This window comes from Rothia sp. HMSC068E02, assembly GCF_001813565.1.
GTDB lineage: Bacteria > Actinomycetota > Actinomycetes > Actinomycetales > Micrococcaceae > Rothia.
Genome location: NZ_KV812894.1, coordinates 1 through 17,180, shown reverse-complemented (window position 1 = coordinate 17,180; position 17,180 = coordinate 1). Strand labels below are relative to the sequence as shown.

Annotated in this window: 15 protein-coding genes, 1 tRNA gene and 1 rRNA gene; 1 reads left to right on the top strand and 16 read right to left on the bottom strand. The window is 59.2% G+C overall.

The annotated features are described in order from the left end of the window. Position 1 precedes the first annotated feature (1 nt). Positions 2–1,972 (bottom strand): NHL domain-containing thioredoxin family protein, encoded by a 1,971-nt coding sequence (locus HMPREF2919_RS07445; RefSeq protein ID WP_049350542.1) that lies wholly within the window; start codon positions 1,970–1,972, stop codon positions 2–4. Positions 1,973–2,390: 418 nt separating this feature from the next. On the opposite strand from HMPREF2919_RS07445, the gene HMPREF2919_RS07440 reads away from it, so the two are divergent. Then, positions 2,391–3,629: an alpha-hydroxy acid oxidase gene (locus tag HMPREF2919_RS07440; protein ID WP_049340534.1), complete on the top strand. Its 1,239-nt coding sequence runs from the start codon at positions 2,391–2,393 to the stop codon at positions 3,627–3,629. A 123-nt stretch (positions 3,630–3,752) separates the two neighbouring features. Here the strand turns inward: HMPREF2919_RS07440 and HMPREF2919_RS07435 are convergent, their stop codons facing one another. The 15 genes from HMPREF2919_RS07435 to rrf all read right to left on the bottom strand — a co-directional run bounded on the left by HMPREF2919_RS07435 (position 3,753) and on the right by rrf (position 17,072). Then, on the bottom strand, positions 3,753–4,505 hold the full coding sequence (locus HMPREF2919_RS07435) for a hypothetical protein (protein ID WP_049350543.1): 753 nt from the start codon (positions 4,503–4,505) through the stop codon (positions 3,753–3,755). Positions 4,506–4,781: 276 nt separating this feature from the next. After that, entirely contained in the window at positions 4,782–5,522 is a 741-nt protein-coding gene (locus tag HMPREF2919_RS07430) for a hypothetical protein (protein ID WP_049350544.1), read from the bottom strand. A gap of 237 nt (positions 5,523–5,759) precedes the next feature. Beyond that, positions 5,760–6,473 (bottom strand): hypothetical protein, encoded by a 714-nt coding sequence (locus tag HMPREF2919_RS07425; RefSeq protein ID WP_049360046.1) that lies wholly within the window; start codon positions 6,471–6,473, stop codon positions 5,760–5,762. 219 nt (positions 6,474–6,692) lie between these two features. Beyond that, entirely contained in the window at positions 6,693–7,529 is an 837-nt protein-coding gene (locus HMPREF2919_RS07420) for a hypothetical protein (RefSeq protein ID WP_070604205.1), read from the bottom strand. A 532-nt stretch (positions 7,530–8,061) separates the two neighbouring features. Then, positions 8,062–8,349, bottom strand: a complete 288-nt coding sequence (locus HMPREF2919_RS07415; RefSeq protein WP_005506733.1) for an HU family DNA-binding protein — start codon at positions 8,347–8,349, stop codon at positions 8,062–8,064. 92 nt (positions 8,350–8,441) lie between these two features. Continuing rightward, complete coding sequence (rpsN, locus tag HMPREF2919_RS07410; RefSeq protein WP_005506731.1) at positions 8,442–8,747, bottom strand: 30S ribosomal protein S14; 306 nt, start codon at positions 8,745–8,747, stop codon at positions 8,442–8,444. Positions 8,748–8,749: 2 nt separating this feature from the next. Next, positions 8,750–8,920: a 50S ribosomal protein L33 gene (gene rpmG, locus HMPREF2919_RS07405; protein ID WP_004005967.1), complete on the bottom strand. Its 171-nt coding sequence runs from the start codon at positions 8,918–8,920 to the stop codon at positions 8,750–8,752. Positions 8,921–8,923: 3 nt separating this feature from the next. Continuing rightward, on the bottom strand, positions 8,924–9,160 hold the full coding sequence (rpmB, locus tag HMPREF2919_RS07400) for a 50S ribosomal protein L28 (RefSeq protein ID WP_004005966.1): 237 nt from the start codon (positions 9,158–9,160) through the stop codon (positions 8,924–8,926). 823 nt (positions 9,161–9,983) lie between these two features. Next, positions 9,984–10,796 (bottom strand): SGNH/GDSL hydrolase family protein, encoded by an 813-nt coding sequence (locus HMPREF2919_RS07395; protein ID WP_049340523.1) that lies wholly within the window; start codon positions 10,794–10,796, stop codon positions 9,984–9,986. A gap of 158 nt (positions 10,797–10,954) precedes the next feature. Further along, positions 10,955–11,785, bottom strand: a complete 831-nt coding sequence (locus HMPREF2919_RS07390; protein ID WP_049340521.1) for an ABC transporter ATP-binding protein — start codon at positions 11,783–11,785, stop codon at positions 10,955–10,957. A gap of 139 nt (positions 11,786–11,924) precedes the next feature. Then, positions 11,925–14,123 carry an acyltransferase family protein gene (locus HMPREF2919_RS07385; protein WP_049346886.1) on the bottom strand — a complete coding sequence of 733 codons (2,199 nt, stop codon included), beginning with the start codon at positions 14,121–14,123 and terminating at the stop codon, positions 11,925–11,927. A gap of 125 nt (positions 14,124–14,248) precedes the next feature. Then, positions 14,249–14,322: transfer RNA gene (locus HMPREF2919_RS07380), tRNA-Thr, on the bottom strand. A 253-nt stretch (positions 14,323–14,575) separates the two neighbouring features. Further along, complete coding sequence (locus HMPREF2919_RS07375; RefSeq protein WP_070667040.1) at positions 14,576–15,454, bottom strand: DsbA family protein; 879 nt, start codon at positions 15,452–15,454, stop codon at positions 14,576–14,578. Positions 15,455–15,891: 437 nt separating this feature from the next. Then, a complete protein-coding gene (locus HMPREF2919_RS07370) occupies positions 15,892–16,635 on the bottom strand; it encodes a DUF6891 domain-containing protein (RefSeq protein ID WP_049352236.1) in 744 nt (247 codons plus the stop codon). 320 nt (positions 16,636–16,955) lie between these two features. Continuing rightward, positions 16,956–17,072: ribosomal RNA gene (rrf, locus tag HMPREF2919_RS07365) — 5S ribosomal RNA — on the bottom strand. Positions 17,073–17,180 lie beyond the last annotated feature (108 nt).

Genomic DNA, 17,180 nt, shown 5'->3' with positions numbered 1-17,180 from the left:
CCTAGTTGATACCGCGCAGGTCCAGGACGAGTTCGCTTTCGTCTGCCTCGTCACCGGTCACGACGACGGGAATACCCCAGTCCTGCTGGTAGAGGTGGCATGCTGCGTGCTCGGGGATGTCACCGTCGGGGGTGCCGTCGCAGGCGGCGGCGCGGGCGGTGATGTGCAGGACTGCCTCCGTGATTTCGGGGTTGAGTACGAGGGTGCGGGTCAGTCCGGTGGAGGTGCCGGCGCCTTCCAGGATGAAGTTCTCGGGAGTGGATGAGATCTTCAGCTGGGTGGGGTCGCCCCAGCGGGTGTCGAGCTTCTGGCCGGTGGGCACGGTGAATCGTGAGGTGAATTCGAGGGTGCCGCCGGTGAGCTTGGTGGAGGGGCGTGCGGTGGTGATGGCGCCTTCGTCGACGTGCTGTGCCTTCGCGGGGATGGAGGCGCGTACGAGCTGGTGGGCGTTGGTTTCGACGATGATGAGGCGCGGTTCTTCGCCGGGTACTTCTTCGACGAGCAGGTCGGAGGGTTCGTCGAGGCCGCGTTCGAGGGTGCCGAGGGTGCCGGTTGCGGGGTCCCAGCGGCGGATGGCGCCGTTGTAGGTGTCGGCGACGGCGATGGAGCCGTCGGGCAGTTCGGTCAGGCCGAGGGGGTGCTGCATGCGGGCGGTGTCGGAGTCGCCGTCGACGAAGCCGAAGTCGAACAGGCCCTTGCCGACGGCAGAGGTGACCTGTACGCCGTCTTCGGTGAAGGTGACGTGGCGCAGGCCGCTGGTTTCGGAGCATGCGACCCAGAGGCTGCCGTCGCGGGCTTCGATGATGCCGGAGGGCTGTGCGAACCAGGCGTCGGCGGCGGGGCCGTCGGCGAGGCCTTCGACGCCGGAGCCTGCGAAGATGCTGACGGTGCCGGTGACGGGTTCGTAGCCGAAGAGCTGGTGGGTGCCCGCCATGGCGATGATGAACTGGCCGGCTTCGCGGGAGTAGACCGCATCCCAGGGCGAGGAGAGCGCAATTTCGGTGGCGGGTACACCTGCGGGGATGTGGTTGGGGTCGCCGGTGACGGCGTTGTCGCCGTCGATGACGCGCTGCACGCCGTTGCCTGCGAGGGTGCGTACTTCGCCGGTGCGCAGGTTGAGGGAGCGCAGGCGGTGGTTGACGGTGTCGGCGACGAGCACGTCGTAGCCGAGCTGTTCGCGCAGGTTTTCGGGTACGAGGGCGAGGCCGGCGGGTTCGTTGAAGCGTGCTTCGGTGCCGGTACCGTCGACGTGGCCCTTGACGGGGTGGTTGATGGGGTCGTTGCCGCCGCCGTAGGTGTTGATGACGGTGTTGAGGTCAGCGGCTACCTGCAGGATGCGGTGGCGCGCGCTGTCGGCAACGAGGTAGGTGCGCTCGCGGTTGCCGAAGAGGTTTGCGGGGCCGAATTCGGCGGGCAGTTCGATGGCTTTGCCGGGGAAGGCGTAGGTGCCTGCTGCCTTGGGGCGGGGTACGTAGGGGCCGTCGCCGCGGTGCAGGGTGCCCTTCGCCTCGTGCTCGGCGACGAGTTCGCGTACGAGGGAGGTGAGGCCCTGTACGTGGCCTTCGCCGGAGAGGTGGGCGACGATGTAGCCTTCGGGGTCGACGACGACGAGGGTGGGCCATGCGCGGGCGGTGTATGCCTGCCAGGTGGTCAGTTCGGGGTCGTCGAGTACGGGGTGGGTGATGTGGTAGCGGTCGACGGCTGCGGCGAGCGCTACGGGGTCTGCTTCGTGTTCGAATTTGGGGCTGTGTACGCCGACGGTGACGAGTACGTCGGAGAATTCTTCTTCGAGGGGGCGTAGTTCGTCGAGGACGTGCAGGCAGTTGATGCAGCAGAGGGTCCAGAAGTCGAGAATAACGATTTTGCCGCGCAGGTCCTGCAGGGTCAGGTTCTTATCGCCGGTGTTGAGCCAGGCTCGACCTTCGAGTTCGCTGGCGCGTACGCGTACGCTGCGGGTGGTGTTCTCGCTCATGGGTTCTCTCTCCTGTTGGGTGCGCCGTGTGTGGGCGCGTCGGTTTGCTGTCCCCATTATGCCAGCGTGGTGGGGGTGGTTCGCTGGGAGTTGAGCATTGTGAACGCGGGAGGTAACGGCTCGTCATATTACGTCATATTTGCGTGAGTTGAGGAGTGCGAAAGTGGTATGCACGGGTTTGGAAATCATTGCATCTCATTCATTCGCCATGCCCTCCGGTACCGATACGCCGGGGCACCCCCGAAATATTTAACTTAATAAGTTAAGCCTTACCTAACTATTGATTAATCTAACCCTTAATTTTTAGACTGGGAGGGTGCGATTTTTCGCACACCCTTCTGCGGGACTCGCCGACGACCCCGCCCCCACCCAAGGCCCGCCCTGCAGGCGGCGCCCCCCCCCAAGAGAAAGGCCTCCCATGGTGCAACGTCAGCTCCCCAAGCCCAGCGAACTACTTGAATTTATGCAATTCAAGAAGCCCAGCCTCGACTTTGCAGGCAACCGCCTACAGAGCGCACTGACCATCTACGATTTGCGCCGCATCGCAAAGCGCCGCACACCAGCCGCCGCTTTCGACTACACGGACGGCGCCGCGGAAGGTGAACTGTCAATGACCCGCGCCCGCCAGGCCTTCGAGGATGTCGAGTTCCACCCGGGTATCCTGACGGATGTTTCCACCGTAGACACCACCACGAAGGTACTGGGTGGCACCTCCGCTCTACCCTTCGGTATCGCCCCCACGGGCTTTACACGCCTCATGCAGACCGAAGGCGAGATTGCCGGATCCGGCGCGGCGGGGGCAGCGGGCATCCCCTTCACCCTCTCAACCCTGGGTACAACCAGCATTGAGGATGTGCGCCGAGTCAACCCAAATGGCCGCCTGTGGTTCCAGCTGTACGTGATGCGTCAGCGTGAGATTTCCTACGGCTTGGTCGAGCGCGCCGCAAAGGCTGGCTACGATACGCTCTTCTTCACTGTAGATACGCCCATTGCGGGGGCGCGCCTGCGCGATAAGCGCAACGGCTTTTCCATTCCGCCCCAGCTTTCGCTGAAGACAGTGGCGAACGCGATTCCGCGCCCGTGGTGGTGGTATGACTTCCTCACCACGCCCAAATTGGAGTTCGCTTCACTCTCCTCGACAGGCGGCACGGTGGGCGAATTGCTGGACGCTGCCATGGATCCGTCCATCAATTACGAGGATCTTAAGGAAATCCGTGAGTTGTGGCCCGGCAAGATTGTCATTAAGGGCGTGCAAAACGTGGAGGATTCCAAGAAGCTGGCTGATTTAGGCGTGGACGGCATCCTACTGTCGAACCACGGCGGCCGCCAGTTGGACCGCGCTCCGGTTCCCTTCCACCTGCTCCCGGAAGTGGTTCGCGAGGTCGGCAAGGACACCGAAGTTATGGTGGATACCGGCATTATGAACGGCGCGGATGTGGTGGCCTCGCTGGCCTTGGGCGCCAAGTTCACGCTGATTGGCCGCGCCTACCTATACGGACTCATGGCGGGTGGCCGCCGCGGTGTGGATCGCACGATTGAGATCCTCTCGGAAGAGGTGCGCCGCACAATGCGCCTGCTACAGGTCAGTTGCGTTGAGGAACTCGAACCCAAGCATGTGACGCAATTGCGCCGCCTGCAACCCATTCCGAAGATTTAAACCTCTCCATCCCCGAGTGAGAAATAATTAAAGACGCCCCGCACGCATCACGTATAGATGCGCGCGGGGCGTTGGTATCCCTAGTGTGGTGGGCTGTTCTGCCCAGTGGGCAGGAGCTAGTTTTTACTTGGCGCCTGCAACCTCGGAGAGGTCACCAATCTTGGTGGGCTTGACCGGGGTCTTAGCGGTGCCGCTGAAGCCGTCGATACGGCCGGGTGCCTTCGGGGTTTCGATGGTGGAGACGTCAGTCGCCTGCTCAAAGGTCTTGGTGTTCAGCACGGATGCGGTGCCATCTGCATTGACAACGGTGTAGAGGTTGTCCTTGGGATTGGTCTTGATCCAGGAGCCGTCCTCTTTCACGACGATGGTTGTACCGTTGGAGTCCATGCTGGTCCACACACCGTTATTCTGGATGCTGATGATAGCGCCGTCCTTGGATTCGAATGCAGCGAGTTCATCGGTGTAGTAGACGGTGCCATCGCTGGTCTGCACCTTCTTCACGCCGGACTGCTCCTTGAGCTGCTCCAGGGCTTTCTTGCTGGCGGTGTAGCCTGCGGAGGCTGCCTGATCGGCGGATTCCTGGCCCTTCTTGAGTGCTTCGGTTGCTTCGCTGGGCAGACCGCTGGGGGCGCTGATGGTGCCCTGGGTGGTCTTGGTTTCTGCCTTGGTGGTTTCAGCTGCTGCGGAGGCGGTGCTCTTGCTGGTTGCTGCTGCGGAGGTGCTTGCGGGTGCCGAGGCAGTTGCGGAAGCGGTTGCAGAAGCGGACGCGCTTGCCGATGCGGAGGAGTTGGAGTTGGCGCCGGAGTTGCCGCCGCAGGCTGCGAGGCCGAGGGCACCGGCAATGGTCAGGGACAGAACAGCAATTGACTTCTTCACTGAATTTCTCTTTTCTGTATGCGCCGCTCTGCGGCGGCGCAGTGCATGGTGTGGTTGACCTGTACTCCAGTATGCCCGGAGTACGCCTCCATGCTAGCACCGTGACCTGAAAGCTCCCTGAGATGTTGCGGTGCTTCCCTTCCCCCGCTTTTCATGGGTCTTCTCAGCTCGGATCGAAGACGCAAAACACCCCGCACGCATCACAGTCGGATACGCACGGGGTGCTGGTGTCCCTGTTCTGTCGGGCTATTCGGCCAAGGGGGCAGGAGCTCGTTTTTACTTGAGGCCTGTAATCTCAGAAAAGTCAGCAACCTTGGTGGGCTTGGCCGGGGTCTTAGCGGTGCCGCGGAAACCGTCGATGGGGCCAGGGGCCTTCGGGATATCGATGGTGGAGAGGTCGGTCGCCTGCTCTAAGGTCTTAGTGTTCAGGACGGCAGCGGCGCCGTCTGCCCTAACGGCGGTGTAGAGGCTGTCCTCGGGGTTGGTTTTGATCCAGGAGCCGTCCTCGTCCACGACGATGGTTCCACCGTTGGAGTCAAAGCTACTCCACGCACCGGTATTTTTGATGATGACAATAGCGCCGTCCTTGGATTCGAATGTAGCGACTTCATCGTTGTAGTAGACGGTGCCGTCGCTGGTCTGTGCCTTCTTGACGCTGGAATCTTCCTTGAACTCGTTCAGGGATTCCTTGCTGGCGCGGTACAGTGCGGAGGTTGCCTGCTGGTTGGATTCCTCGCTCTTCTTAAGTGCTTCGCTTGCTTCGCTGGGCAGAGCGCTGGGGGCGCTGATGGTGCCCTGGGTGGTCTTGGTTTCTGCCTTGGTGGTTTCAGCTGCGGCGGAGGTGGTGCTTGCGCTGGTTGCCGCGGTGGAGGTGCTTGCGGGTGCCGAGGCAGTTGCGGAAGCGGACGCGCTTGCCGATGCGGAGGAGTTGGAGTTGGCGCCGGAGTTGCCGCCGCAGGCTGCGAGGCCGAGGGCACCGGCAATGGTCAGGAACAGAACAGCAATAGACTTCTTCACGGCAGATTTCTCTTTCCGTCATGCGTCGCTCTGCAGCGGCACAGTGCGTGGTGTGGTTGACCTGTACTCCGGTATGCCCGGCGTACGCCTTCATGCTAGCACCTCATCCTGACGGTACTCTGCAAGCATGCGTAAAACGCCCCTCACGCATCACGTTCAGATGCGCACGGGGCGTCTTCTAGGTCAGGGGCTGTTACGCTCTGGTAGCGTCACAAGCCGCTGTTAGCTCTTTACAGCTTACTTGGGCTGTGCGGGCTTGACGGGGGAGACCTTAGCCTGTGCGGGCTTTGCGGGAACCTTCGGAGCCTTCAGGTCTGCCTTCTCGCCACCAACGATGGAGGTTACTTCACCGGATGCGTCCACGGATGCCTGCAGGCCGCTGTTAGCCTGGATGCTCCAGGAGCCGTCAGCCTTAACTGCGACCTGGCCGTTTGCGTCCTGGCGGCTCCAGGAGCCGTCAGCCTGTACAGCTACCTGACCTTCGTCACCCTGAATGGTCCAGCCGCCGTCCTCGGAAACAATAACGTCGCCCTCAACGGCGGAGGAGGAGTTACCCTCGGAGTCCTTGGACTCAGCCTTGGTGCCCTTTTCGTCAGACTCTACCTTGGAGGAGTTACCCTCGGAGTCCTTAGCGTCTACGGATGCCTTGCCGTCTGCGCCGACCTTCACGTCTGCGGAGTTGCCCTCGCCGTCGTTAGCCTTGACGGTGACGTTGCCGTCCTTGTCGACCTTCACGTCTGCAGAAGCGGAAGCAGATGCAGCCGAGGTGGTTGCAGCTGCAGAGGATGCCTTAGCCGATGCGCTTGCGGAAGCAGTCGCAGAAGCAGATGCGGATGCAGTCGCGGTGGTGGTGGAAGAGGACTGGGAGCCGCATGCGCTCAGGCCCAGTGCGCCTGCGAAGGCGATGGACAGAACCGCGGTGGTCTTCTTCATTGCGGGGGCGAATGCCATTATTTCTCCTTGTGGTTGTTAGTATGGTGCGGCTAGTTGGCGACGTATTCGCGTCGTGCGCAGGATCCTTGTGGGATTCCATAACGATTATCGGTGTAACCAACCGCGTTAATTCTATCGAGTTTGGGGGGCTTTTATCCGAGCCACCGGGCGTTTATCCGCATTCTAGCGGGTGGGATATCCCACGTTTCTGCCCGGTTTGTCGGCTGGTCACATCAGTTAGTTACGGGGAGTGACGGGCTTGACGGGGTCCACGGTAGCGCCGGCAGGCTTGACGGGTACAGTGGGTACCTGGAAGGTTCCCTGTCCGGTCTGTTCCCAGGAGCCATCAGCCTTCACTTCGACAACGCCGGGAGCTCCGACGAGTTCCCAGGAGCCGTCTGCCCTGACCTCTACGTTGCCGCTCGGACCGACACGCTCCCAGGAGCCGTCAGCGTCTACTTCAACGATGTCGCCGTTGGGGGCGTGGTAGGACCAGCCGCCGTCGGTCTTGATTTCGATGAGGGTGTAGCCGTTGGCTGCGCTGACGGTTCCGCTGTCGACGGTCACGGTGCCGGAGCCGTTCGAGCCGCTCTTGGCGGAGGTCTCGCCGGCCTTCTCGTCGACCTTTGCGGAGGAGCCCGAGTTGTTCGATGCCGAGCCGCCGTTGACGGTTGCATTGCCGCTAGCGTCGGCGGTCACGCCGGTACCGTTCGCGCCGTTGACGGTCACATTACCGTTGGCGTCTGCGGTGACCCCGGTACCATCAGCACCGCTGACGGTCACACCGTTTTCGGTGACGGTGACGGTGCCCTGGGAGCTGCTTGCGGTGGCGCTCGGGGAGGCTGCGTCGCTTGCCTTGACGGTGACCTTGCCGTTGCCCGCGTTGACTGCTGCGTCGGCGGTGGAGGATGCCTTAGCGGTCGCGGTGGCGCTGGGTGCCGGGTTGGAGGTGTTCTGTGCACCGCAGGCGCTCAGGCCGAGTGCTGCGATTGCTGCGATGGACAGTGCGGCTGCGCCGGTGCGGAGGCGGTGGCTGGTGGGCTGCGCGGAAGTACGCTGAGCGTGGCGTGCCATGAGGTGGTTCTCCTTGTGCGTCCCGGAGGGTCAATCGTCCGGGGTTTGTATGGTTGTTTTCCGGTTGGGGTGGGGCCGTTTGTATGGTGTGTGGCTTTTCCTTCGCCGGTGATTCCAGCATAGGGTGTGAGTCTAAGATTGAGCTTTAGTTTGCTGTGTTTAAGCTATGTCTGGACAGCGATGTATAAGTATTTTTCCCAGCGAGGTTTCATACTCACGGTTTTTCGCTCAGCTTATGTATAGCTTTCTGCTTATATGTATAAATTTTCTTTATTTTTTCTGTAGCCTGCCCTAGCTTCTTCCGTGAAGTAGGGATAGTTTCTGTGTTTTTAGCTCAACCACAACATTAAGGTCGCAAAGACACAACTACTCAGCGACTCTAGGGCTCCATCCCACCTGGCTAGGCGCGCTTCCGCTACTTAAGCCCCCCCCCTTCGGCGGGGTTTTCTCCGCTGTTTTCCCTTGGGCAGGCATAATAAAAGACCCCCACCGTGAGGGTAGGGGTCTTTTATCAGATTCAAAGTCTCAAGAATTACTTCTTCTTAGCGACTGCTGCCTTCAGCTTGGAGCCTGCGGTCAGCTTCACGCCGTGACCGGCGGGAATCTGAATAGTTTCGCCGGTCTGCGGGTTACGGCCGGTACGAGCTGCACGGTCGGTGCGCTCGATTGCCATCCAACCGGGGATGGTGATCTTCTCGCCCTTGGAGACGGAAGACTCGAAAACCTGGAACACTGCGTCGAGGACTGCATTCACGGTTGCCTGGCTCTTGCCAGACTTCTCTGCAACCTCTGCAACGAGTTCGGTACGGTTCTTAGCCATTAGGGTGCCCCTTCCAGAGACTTAAGGTTTGAGTCTAAAGCGAGTGACCGTCGGTGACGACGGAAAACCGTTTAGGAACTAAAATACCAGATTTACCAGCTGGACTTGGTGATACCGGGCAGCTCGCCGCGGTGTGCCATTTCGCGGAAACGCACGCGGGAGATACCGAACTTCTGGAAGGTACCGCGGGGGCGGCCGTCGATCTGGTCGCGGTTACGCACGCGAACGGGGGAAGCGTTGCGGGGCAGCTTCTGCAGTGCCACGCGTGCTGCTTCGCGCTCCTCGGGGGTAGCGTTCTCGTCGATCAGGGTCTTCTTCAGCGCGATACGCTTCTCGTTGTAGCGAGCGACGATGACCTTGCGCTGCTCGTTGCGAGCGATCTTGGACTTCTTAGCCATTCTTAGCGCTCCTCTCGGAAGTCAACGTGCTTGCGAACGACGGGGTCGTACTTCTTCAGCACCATACGGTCGGGGTTGTTGCGGCGGTTCTTACGGGTCACGTAGGTGTAACCGGTGCCAGCAGTGGACTTGAGCTTGATGATAGGACGGAGGTCCTTAGCCTTGGATGCCATTTACTAGATCTTCTCCCCGCGTGCGATGATTTCTGCAACAACGGCATCGATGCCACGAGCATCGATAACCTTGATGCCCTTAGCGGACACGTTCAGGGTTACCTTACGACGCAGCGAAGGAACCCAGTAGGTCTTCTTCTGAACGTTCGGGTCGAATCGACGCTTGTTGCGGCGATGCGAGTGCGAAATGCTGTGTCCAAAGCCGGGAACAGCTCCGGTCACCTGGCAGACTGCTGCCATGTTTCACTCCTTTATTGATTGACTTTTATGACGGTACGCAGTCGATGTTACTCGTGAGCGTCCCGCCACCAATGTAGAAGCACCGGGTTATTCGCCGGGCTAGAGTGTTTGAGATCGTCACGTGGGTGAGAGGCCACGCATCGATCCCCGCCGCGGGAAAAACGGTGAAGCTTATTAGTGTCGAGAGGCGTTTCCACCACTACGAACAGCGTTAAATTCTAGGTAAATACGGGGGTTCGTGCAAGCCTGCACGCCGGATTTTGCCTTAAAAATCCGCGGAATCTCGGTGTTCTGAGCCAATTGCATCTCGTTTAAGCGAAGTGCTCGATTCGCGGATGCACGCCTGCCTTCGAGCGGCAAACATACCTATCCATTCTATCAAAAATGGGTGTTTTTGCAAGTCCAGATGTTTTTAAGGAATTCTTTAACGCCCCTAGTCAGGCGTTAATGCGCCTTTTTAAGAACGGATGTTCTCTATGTGACCGGGGATAAATTACACCGGTGAAATTCATGTTGTGAGATTAACAGCTTAAGCCGGATTTAAGCCTTAAACAGCCCCGCGCCACCGCTTCTTGCGGTGTGCGCAGGGCTATTAAACGGGCTTAAATACGCGTTTAAAGAGCTTTTAACTCTCGTTTTAACGCTTCCGCCCCGGTTTTAAAGGGCGGTTTAAGGGGTCGCAACGGTACGGGTAACGGCGGATTTACCGTTCCAGTTACGGCGTAGATGCAGGCACAAATACGGTACAGATACCGCGCAGGACACTCCCCCGGCGTACAGTTTTACGCCGTACCGTGAGCCACCGCGCCCCTAGTTCTTCAGCCTAGTTCTTAAGACTTGCCGCGGGCACCCACTGCGGGTACTTGGGGCTCACACCGTCCCCGGAGCTTGTTCCCTTTAGACGGCGGCCAATCCACGGCAGGGCAAACTCACGGACCCAGCGTGCCTCCTGCTCGATCTTCTCGCGGGCGGTCAGCTGCACCTCCGGGGGCAGTACCGATTCGGTGATCACACCGGGCAGGCCGAGCTGCGCCAGTACGCGAGATGCGAAGCGTTCGTGGCCGAGGTCGTTCATGTGCAGGCGGTCGTCAGCCCACAGACGCCAATCAAGGAAGTCGTTCCAGCGCCAGTAGTCGATAATGTGCACGCCGTGGTCCTCAGCGATACCACGCAGTAGCTCGTTGTAGGTGGCGGTACGGCCGCGGGTACGGGCGAAGGGGCCCTGGCCCTGTACATCCAGGCCGGTTACGGTAAGCACTTCGATTCCTTCGCCGCGCAGGGTGGCGAAGGCTTCGTCTACGTGAGTCATGAGCTGGTCAATATCCACGTTGGGTCGCATGATGTCATTGCCGCCACCGTAGAAGGTGACAATGTTGGGGCAGAGGTCCAGGGCTCGAGGCAGCTGTTCATCCAGGATGGGACCGAGCAGGCGGCCGCGGATAGCAAGGTTTGCGTACTGCGCCTGCGGGTCTACTGCACCGATGCCTTCGGCAACGCGGTCTGCCCAGCCGCGCAGGCTGTTAGGGCGGCGGCGGTCAACGTCGCCCACACCTTCGGTGAAGGAGTCGCCGATTGCCACGTAGCGTACTGATTCACCGTTGAGCTTGCCGTTGGAGTCTAGGAGCGGGGTCGTCATTGTGTTCTTCTTTCCGGGCCTCTATAGAGAATGACCCTTCTGTGGAAGAAGCCGGCACACCCGCGCGGTGTACCGGCTTCTTCGCTTAGCTTTCGGTGCGTCCTACTTTCCAGTATCCCACTGTTATGGGCGCTTCATCAGATATGAGCGGGGGTTTCTTAGGATGCGACAGCTGAACCGGCAACGGTGGACGCACTCCGGGGATGCGGAACAACCACGACGCTGCCGTCGTTAAACGGATCGGCGACCTCTGCTTTCAGACCGAAAATGGTGTGCAGGTTCTCACGGGTGAGCACGTCGTGTGCTTCGCCTTGAGCGACGATGGAGCCGTCCTTCATCGCGACGAGGTAATCGGCGACTCGGGCGGCGAGGTTCAACTCGTGCAGCACCATGATCATGGTGGTGCCGCGTTGCTCGTTGAGGTCCGAGAGTAGGTCGAGTAGCTCCACCTGGTGTGCCAGGTCGAGGTACGTGGTCGGCTCGTCCAGCAGTAGGATGTCGGTTTCTTGGGCGAGCGCCATGGCAATCCAGACGCGCTGACGTTGGCCGCCAGAGAGTTCGGTGACCTGTCGTTCGGCGAGGGACATGGTGTCGGTGGCTTCTAGTGCCCAGGCGACCGCCTCATCATCTTCGGCGCTATTGCGTTTGAAGAGTCCCTGGTAGGGGTAGCGTCCTCGGGAGACGAGGTCGGCTACGGTAATTCCTTCGGGGGCGATGGGATGCTGGGGCATGAGCCCAACCATGCGGGCGAAGCCCTTCATGGAGTATTCGTGGGTGGGTTTGCCGTCGAGGGTGAAGTCGCCGTTGAGCGGCTTGAGTAGTCGGGAGACACCGCGTAGCAGGGTGGATTTACCGCAGCCGTTGGGGCCGATGATGGCGGTAACTTTGCCCTTCGGGAATTCGAGGGAGAGGTCTTTGACGATGGTGGTTTCGCCGTAGCCGAGGCTGACGTTCTCTACTTTGAGGGTGCGTTCGGTGATTTCTTTCATGGCGTCCTTTCTTCTCTAAGGCTTTTCCCGGGAGCCTCCTAACTTAGCCTATCCTAATTTCGGGTCAGAATATAGCGAATCCCCCGAACCGTTCACACTTCTGTAGAACAGCACGGGGGATCCGCTATATCGGCGAACTTTAGAAGTTCACTTTTCCGTTGACGAGCCAGCCGCCTTCCGCTGCACGCTGGAAGACTTCCTGAGCCATGGTGCGGCTGTAGGTCTTGGAGACATGGTTGTCATCGATGTAGACGTAGATGTTTCCAACCACGGGGCTGCACATGCCGTCCGGGCAGTACACGTCCTTCAGGTCCACCATGACGGCACCCTGGTTGCGGTACTTGTCGAAGATTTCCTTTGCAGGGTTTTCTGCGGCGTACTTGTCGCTTGCGGGTCGTGCGCAGGAGCTCTTGTCGGCGCCGGCCTTCTGAGCGCATTCGTAGATGTTGTACTCGAAGCGCGGGTTATCGCGCAGGCCAATGACCTGGACTCCTGCTTCGGTGAGGCGGCGGACCGTCTCATCGAGGCTCGGGTCGACTCGTTCGTCGTTCGAGCGTGCCTGGGCAACGGTGGCGATGAGCACCACGGTCTGCGGCTTACGCTTGAGAATTTCCTCGGTCATCTTGGTGTTGAATTCCGAGCATTCGTTGCTGGCGTTGACGGCGCGGACCGGGTACTGGCAGCCACCGAGCAGGTAGGTCTGCAGGTTGGTTTTGGTCTGTTCTGCGATGGGCTTGAAGATGCTCAGCGCCTGTTCGGCGTGGGAGTTACCGATGACCATGGTCAGCGGTGCGTCCTCGGGTCCGTACTTCTGCAGGCTGCAGTACTTGGCGAGTGCCGGGTCGGAGGGCGCGAAGCTGCCAACGCAGGGGTCGCTCAGTCCGTCGAACTGGGTTTTGACGTCACCACCGGAGGGGATGGGGTTGTCAATGAGTCCCTGCTGGGCGCCGCCGATAGCGCGGGCGCCGGGGTAGTTTTCGCTGGCGGTCTGTACCTGCAGTTCGGCGTTCTGCTCGGACTGGGTGTTGCGGTAGCCTACCCATGCCTGTGCGGCTACCAGGGGTACACCTGCGACCAGGAAGATCGCGAGGATGAAGGCGAGCTGGTCTGCCCAGGTCTTGACCGAGAAGATGGTCTTGAAGCGCATCTTCATCATGAGCCAGGGTACGAAGGGGTCCTTGCGGTAGCGCAGCGGCTTCTCGACGAAGCGGATGAGCAACCATGCCAGGCCGATGGAGGTAAGGATGATGACAGCACCTTCGATGAAGTTCACGCGGGAGGTACCGACGGCGCTGCTGTAGAGGATGAGGATGGGCCAGTGCACCAGGTACAGGGCGTAGGAGATGTTGCCGAGGTTCTGCAGGGGTGCGGAGACCAGCAGTCGATCGATGCCCCAGCGGCTGTTGGTGCGGCCTGCCATGATGACGAGGGCGCCGGAGAGCACGGGCCAGAGCGCCAGGTAGCCGGGGAAGGCTCGTTCGACGGGCAGGATTGCACCGCAGGTGACCAGGCCGATGATGCCGACCCAGCCCATGACGACTCGCGCCTTTTCGGGCGCCTTCCATTTGAGGGTGAGCATCGCCAGCAGGGTGCCGATGGCGAATTCCCACAGGCGGGTGCGGGTGTCGAAGTAGGCGAATCCCTGGTTGGTGTCGGTTTCGACGATGGAGAAGGTCAGGGATGCTACGAATACCGTGTTGAAGATGAATACCGCGGTGGTGAAAAGGTTCCCGCGGAATCGGTGCACGACGTAGGCTACTGCGGCGAAGAGCAGGGGCCAGATGATGAAGATCTGCCCCTGGATGGAGAGCGACCAGAAGTGCTGGAAGGGTGACTTCACGGAAGCGTTTTGGGCGTAGTAGTCCACGGAGCTGAACGCGAGGTTCCAGTTCTGGAAGTAGAACAGGGAGCTCGTTGCGTCGGTGACGGTTTGCGACCAGCGGCTGGGCGCGAGCACGAAGAAGGACGCAATCGTGGTACACGCGATAACCACGGTGGCTACGGGTAGCAGTCGCTGGAAGACGTGCATCCAGTAGCTGAAGAGATTGAGGGGTTTGCCTTCGTTGATCTTACGCATGAAGGAGAGCGAGAGCAGGAAGGCGGAGATGAAGAGGAAGACATCCACACCGCCGGAGACTTTGCCGACCCAGACGTGGTAGAGCACCACGAGGAGCACGGCGAAGGCTCGCAGGCCCTGAATTTCAGGGCGGAATCCTCGCGATTCGATGAACTCTTCGAGGGGGTAGTCGCTGGCTTCGCGTGCTTTGATGCTGCGCGGGGCGGTGGTGTAGGTTCCCTGCGAGGCGGGAGCCTGCGGGGTTCCGGAGGTTTCAGACATTCTCGGTTCCTCAGGATGGATGTCGATGTGCTAGTGCGGGTCCCTTAGACACTACAGGACACTCGTACAATAAAATCCTGATCCGCACCTCTGCTATGAGGCTGGTGCGAACCAGGATTTTTCTGAGCCCCCTACCGGATTCGAACCGGTGACCCTCTGTTTACAAGACAGATGCTCTGGCCAACTGAGCTAAGGAGGCAACTTGTCCAGTGTACCTTATTCTGGTGGTTGAATCTGCTTAGTTGTTCTTTGGCGGTTTGATGCGTTCGTTTCCTTCGTTTTACCCCTTCCGAATACCTCGGCTACAGGGGCTCCCGGGCACCTTGTCCAGCACTTTGCCGAGTCTTCTTCCTGCCCCTCACGTTCCTTTACTCGTTCTTTAGAGCTTCAGATGCATACGGAAAAACCCGGTAGCCTCGCGCGGAGGTTACCGGGTTTTTCTATCGAAGAGGTTACTTCTTCTTAGCTTCGATCTTTTCCTTCAGGAAGGTGCTGAAGTCGTTGCTGGTGTACTGGTCGCCATCAACGAAGACGGTGGGGGTACCCTGAATGCCGTTCTTTGCGGATTCAGCGTTGACCACGTCCACGAAGGGGCGCCACTTGCCGTCGTTCATATCGGAGCCGATGGAGGCGTGGTACTTCGAAGCAATGTCGGCAATCTGCTGGTTGTTCATGTCGCCGCTGCCCTGGTGGGTGAAGATCTCACGCTGGTAGTTCAGGAAGTCGTGGGTGCTGACCTGGTTTGCCACGGAGTATGCCGCTGCCGCGTTACGTGCGGAGTATGCGGTGGGCGAGGTACGGTCCAGGAAGGTCAAGTTGCGGATTTCCAGGGTGATGGTGCCGTCTTCGACGAGCTTCTGGATTTCTTCGCCGTACTTCTTCTCGAACTCTGCACAGTGCACGCAGTTGTAGTCCTGGAAGATGGTCACGCGTACGGGCTGGCCGTTCTTGGATGCCTCTTCAGCGGTCTGCACGCCCGGGGGCAGGGTGTTGACTGCTGCTGCGGTTCCGTTGACCATGGGGGTCACGGAGGAGGTCGAGGTTGCGAGTTGCTTGAAGTCGCGGTTCTCCTGGGTGGAGGAGTTCTGGACGATGCCGTCCTTGGTCAGCACAATGCCACCGTATTCGTTGGCGCTGGAGGGCACCGGGCCGCTTTCTGCTACCTTGGTGTTCTTGTTGCCGTTGATTACGACGAAACCGATGATACCTACGATGACGAGGACCACGGCGAGTACGCCGAGCTGGAGCCAGCGGCGGCTTGCCTGGCTGGGACTCTTCTTGGCCTGCTGGGCCGCAATCTGGCGGGCTTTTTCGCGGGCGTCGGTCGACATGCCTGCTCCTTTGGTTGGGAATATGGGTGGCGGTTCGTCCACTTCTTCTAGCCTACTCCTTATGGAGTACGCACCCATCAGGGCAGAGGTTCAGAGTGCCAGTGCTCGTCTGAGCTCGGCGCCTTCTGATCTCTGCCGGGCGTTCTAAAGCTCAGCTTCCTGCTACGTATAGCAGCTGAAAGGTATGTCGAGCAGTTCCTATCATGTGGATAGGTTCTGTCTTTTCTCTAGTGTGGATGTACCGCGCTACCCGTCTAGCCTACCGAATGGGTGCCTTATCGGCTAGTTAATACTCTGACTGAGATACTGTGATGTCTATTCTCACGCTCTCAGCTTATTTTCCTCGTAAACTTTCGTAGCTCTGGGAGGTTCCTCCCCTGCCACAAGTAGCGCACAAGTATAGCGCCGAGGCACCCATCCGGTTCAGCTCATTACCGCTAGGGGATGTTGTAGACTTCCACTCCCCCAATGAAGGGGCGGGTGTTGTAGTTACCATTCCACTTCACGCTCAGACCGTGCTTCTCCAGCATGGGAATAACCGTCTCTCGCAGCAACTGTGCGGAGAGCTTCTCGTGAAGGGCCCTAATCTCTTCCTTCTGCGCATCGCTCAGGGTATTCCATTTTTCTTCGTCCCTGGGGTAAGCGAGGAAGGAACCGAAACCGATGTAGGTTCCGCCGCTCTCAGCGAGGCTTTCAGTGTCCTGCTCATGGAAGTAGATGTATCCCTTCCATTCACGGCTATCATCCATTTCGTCCCAGATTTCTGCGGATGCGCAGGTACCGCAGCAGGTGAAGTTCTGTCGTGCAATGACTCCTTCTTCTTCCAGCGCTGCGAAGGCACGGTTGAGGTTGGAGTTCTTCTGCATTTCGGGGGTAATGCCCAGCTCAGCAGCAAAGGCACGACGACGCTTGATGAGCTCTTCTACGTAGTCCTCTACGCGCTTTTCCCAGAGCTTGCTGTCTTCGTTTTCGCCGTCGTATTCCAGCCCGAGTACGTCCATCACATAATCGGTGATGGTTTCTACGTACTGTTCGGTATCAGATTCACCCATGAACAGCAGGGGCCAGATGGGCCAGAGCAGTTCGGCTTCGTCTTCTTCGTCCAGTCCCCATTCTTTGGGGAAGGGCGGGTCGAGGCGCTCTTCGCTCCAGCGTTCGTAGATGCTCTTCTCATCAGCCATGATGATGCTCCTTTGCTTGCTCTCTACTCGTTGAGTAGAGATGTGGACTGCTCTTGCTGTTAAGGTATCAAGAGTTTCTCAACCCCACCCTCTATTTCGTCATTCAGACGGATCTGTGAACTTCCTATCTCGTCGCCCCTGCATCAAGGCTGGCAGGCTGTCTAGGCTGCGTCCCCTGTTCCTCTGCTTCTCAGCTGAGTCTCTAAACCTCTGCATCTCTGATGAGTTAGGTGTCTTTCGTCCAGGAGTTTTCATTCTAAGAGTTTTCGGGTACACAAAAAGAGGGGAAGACCTATAAGGTCTTCCCCTCTTGAATAAAAAACCCGCGGTGACCTACTCTCCCACACCCACAAAAGTGCAGTACCATCGGCGCGAAGAGTCTTAGCTTCTGGGTTCGGAATGGAACCAGGCGTTTCCCTCTTGCTATAACCACGGAAAATCTAGCGAATAACTTCGTTATTCAAAACTTCCGAATAAAAAGCCTCAGCCTCCCGAAGGAAGCCCAGGGTTATTATCCAAAAACCATACAGTGAACGCAAACAACA